Raw genomic sequence first — 2523 nt, forward strand, 5'->3', positions numbered from 1 at the left:
CCCCGAGGGCCGGACGGCCGTCCTGCCCCGGCCCGCGGAGGGCGGCACCGAGGAGGACACCACGCTCTGGGAGCGCGGCGCGGGCGCCTTCGTTCCGCTGCTGTGGGCGGCCGCGCCCGCCCGGCACGGGCAGGACGAGGAACGGGCCGCCGAGGGGCCGCCCGTCGCCACCGAACCGGCCGAGCCGTGGTCCACCTGGCAGCCGGACCGCACCGGCGGCGCAGCGGGCGGTGCCGGACAGGCCCTCGGCGCGGCGGTGTTCGGCTGCGGCGACGGCGGACCGGAGGCACCGGAACCCGAGGAGGAGACCGTCGAGGCCGAGGAGGAGACCGCCCCGCGCGGCATCGCCGACCTGCTCCTCCTGGACGGGAGCACCTGGGGCGGCGCTCCGGACGGACCCGCCGCCACGTACTGAACCCCGCCTCACCGCACCACGAGAGGAACGCCGTGCCCAGCCCGTACGACCAGCAGATCGAGGACCTCCTCGCGCAGTACGCACGCCAGCGCGAGGAGGCCGCCGAGACCCGCCGCCGGATCGCGGCCACCACGGCGACCGCCACCGACCCGCGGCAGGCCGTCAAGGCCACCGTGGGGGCCCAGGGCGAGCTCACGGCCCTGGAGTTCCCGACCGGCGCCTACCGCAGGATGGCCCCGAAGGAGCTGGCCGACCTGCTGCTCGCCACCGTCGCGCAGGCCCGGGCGCAGGCACTGGAGGCGGTGTCCGCGGTGGTGACCGCCGAACTGCCGCCGGGCGTGGCCCTGGACGATCTGCTCGAGGGTCGGGTCGACCCGGCCGCGCTGCTCCCCGAGGAACCGGTCATGCCGGAGGCCGTCCGCGCGTACGTGGACCACGGCTTCGACGGGGCGCCGTCGCGTGGCTGAGCACTTCTCCGTCGACACCGAGGCCCTGGCGGCCGCCACCGGGCCGGTCCAGGAGTTGGCCGCGCTGATCAGAGCGGTCGGCACCCGGCTGGAGGCCCGCCTCGGCGAGCTCGGCGAGTGCTGGGGCGAGGACTACACCGGCCGGGAGTTCCGCGACCAGTACCTCCAGCCCAAGGAGCAGCTCACCGAGGGGATCTCCGGCACCGCCGAGGTCCTGGACAGCACGGTGGACGGCATCGGGACCATGGCGAAGGGCTTCCGGCGCACCGAGGAGCAGAACGTCGAGGCCCTGCGCACGCTCACCGCGGCCGCCCCCGACCTGCCGGCCGGCGGCGACGGCGCGCACGGCCCGCGCACCGGCGGGCCCCACGGCGGCCGTCGCTGACCCGGCCGTCGCCGGCCCGCCCGCAGGGTCGGTCGCCCCCTTGTGACCGAGGAAGAGTGAACGCATGAGTGTCGAGATGCCCCCCGCCCTCGACTGGGTGGCCAAGCTGGCGGTCGGCCAGTCCTGGCCCAAGGGCGACGAGGACCGGCTCCGCGGGCTGGGCGCGGCCTGGGACGAGGCGGCGCGGGAACTCAAGGGCATCAGCGAGCAGTTGGGCTCGACGGGCAACGGTGTGCTGGAGGCGGTGGGCGGGCGGGTCGCCGACGAGTTCCGGGCCTTCGTGACCCAGCTGGAGACCGCGGTGCCGCAGATGGCGGAGTCCTCGGGGCAGATGGGCAAGCTCGGCCGTCACACCGGCGTGCAGATCGAGTACTCGAAGTACATGATCCTCGGCCAGCTCGTGCTGCTGGCCGGTCAGATCGCGCAGTGGGCCTTCTTCGCGCCCGAGGTCATCCCGGCGGCGATCACCTCGGCGCGGGTGGCCGTCCGGATGATCCTGCGCCGCCTGGTCATCTCGGTCGCCGCTGGGGTGGCGCTCAACCTCGGTCTGGACGCCGCCGTCCAGACCATCCAGATCCTCAAGGGCGACCGGACCGAGTGGAGCCTCGACAACACCAGGTCGGCCGCGATCTCCGGGGCGATCGGTGGCGCGGTCGGCGGGGTGTTCTTCGGTGTCGGCGGCGTCGTCGCGCCGAGGTTCGCCGGCTCGCTGATCGGCAAGGGCGTGCTGGGCGCGGCCACCGGAGTGACCACGGCCGGGATCATGCTGGGCGCCTTCGGCGGTGAGGAACTGCTCGGGGCCTCCGTCGCGGCCGGCGTCGTCGGCTCGCTCGGCGGCGGCCGGCGGAGGTTCGGAGGCAAGGGCGACACCGTGACGGTGGACCAGGTCCACCTCGACCTGCCGGACCGGCCCGTGCTCGACCTGTCCGGCGAGGGGGCGGTGGAAAGGACTCCCGTGCCCGTGATCACGTCGGACGGGCCGGCGGGCGGCGGCCCGCGGGCCGAGACCGGTCGCCCCCGGACCGCGCCGGGCGGGCCCGATCGCCCCGGAGGCGCACCTGCGGTCCCGGGCGAGGAGCGGCCGGCCGTCGCGCACGCGACCTCGACCACCGGGCGGACGGCCGGCGAAGGGGCGACCGGGCGCGCCGGCGCCGTCCTACCCGGCTTCGCGACGGCCGTCACCGACGCCGGCCGGACGGCTCTGCAGGGCGGGACGGCAACGTCGAGGGGGACGGCGACGTCGAGGGGGACGGCGA

3 protein-coding genes and 1 pseudogene are annotated in these 2523 nt (G+C 76.0%); all 4 read left to right on the forward strand.

Annotated elements, in window-relative coordinates; translation table 11 throughout:
• Positions 1–415, forward strand: a 415-nt coding sequence (locus BI06_RS51670; RefSeq protein WP_043475340.1) for a hypothetical protein, incomplete at its 5' end; no start/stop codon positions are given.
• Between the two features lie 32 nt (positions 416–447).
• A complete protein-coding gene (locus tag BI06_RS35935) occupies positions 448–882 on the forward strand; it encodes a YbaB/EbfC family nucleoid-associated protein (protein WP_043475343.1) in 435 nt (144 codons plus the stop codon).
• Positions 875–1267 carry a WXG100 family type VII secretion target gene (locus tag BI06_RS35940; protein ID WP_043475344.1) on the forward strand — a complete coding sequence of 131 codons (393 nt, stop codon included), beginning with the start codon at positions 875–877 and terminating at the stop codon, positions 1265–1267. Before BI06_RS35935 ends, BI06_RS35940 begins: the two co-directional genes overlap by 8 nt.
• Positions 1268–1331: 64 nt before the next feature.
• Positions 1332–2523: pseudogene (locus BI06_RS51675) on the forward strand (hypothetical protein); the annotation flags it as partial.

Origin of the sequence: Kitasatospora sp. MBT66 (genome assembly GCF_000710405.2) — a bacterium.
GTDB lineage: Bacteria > Actinomycetota > Actinomycetes > Streptomycetales > Streptomycetaceae > Kitasatospora > Kitasatospora purpeofusca.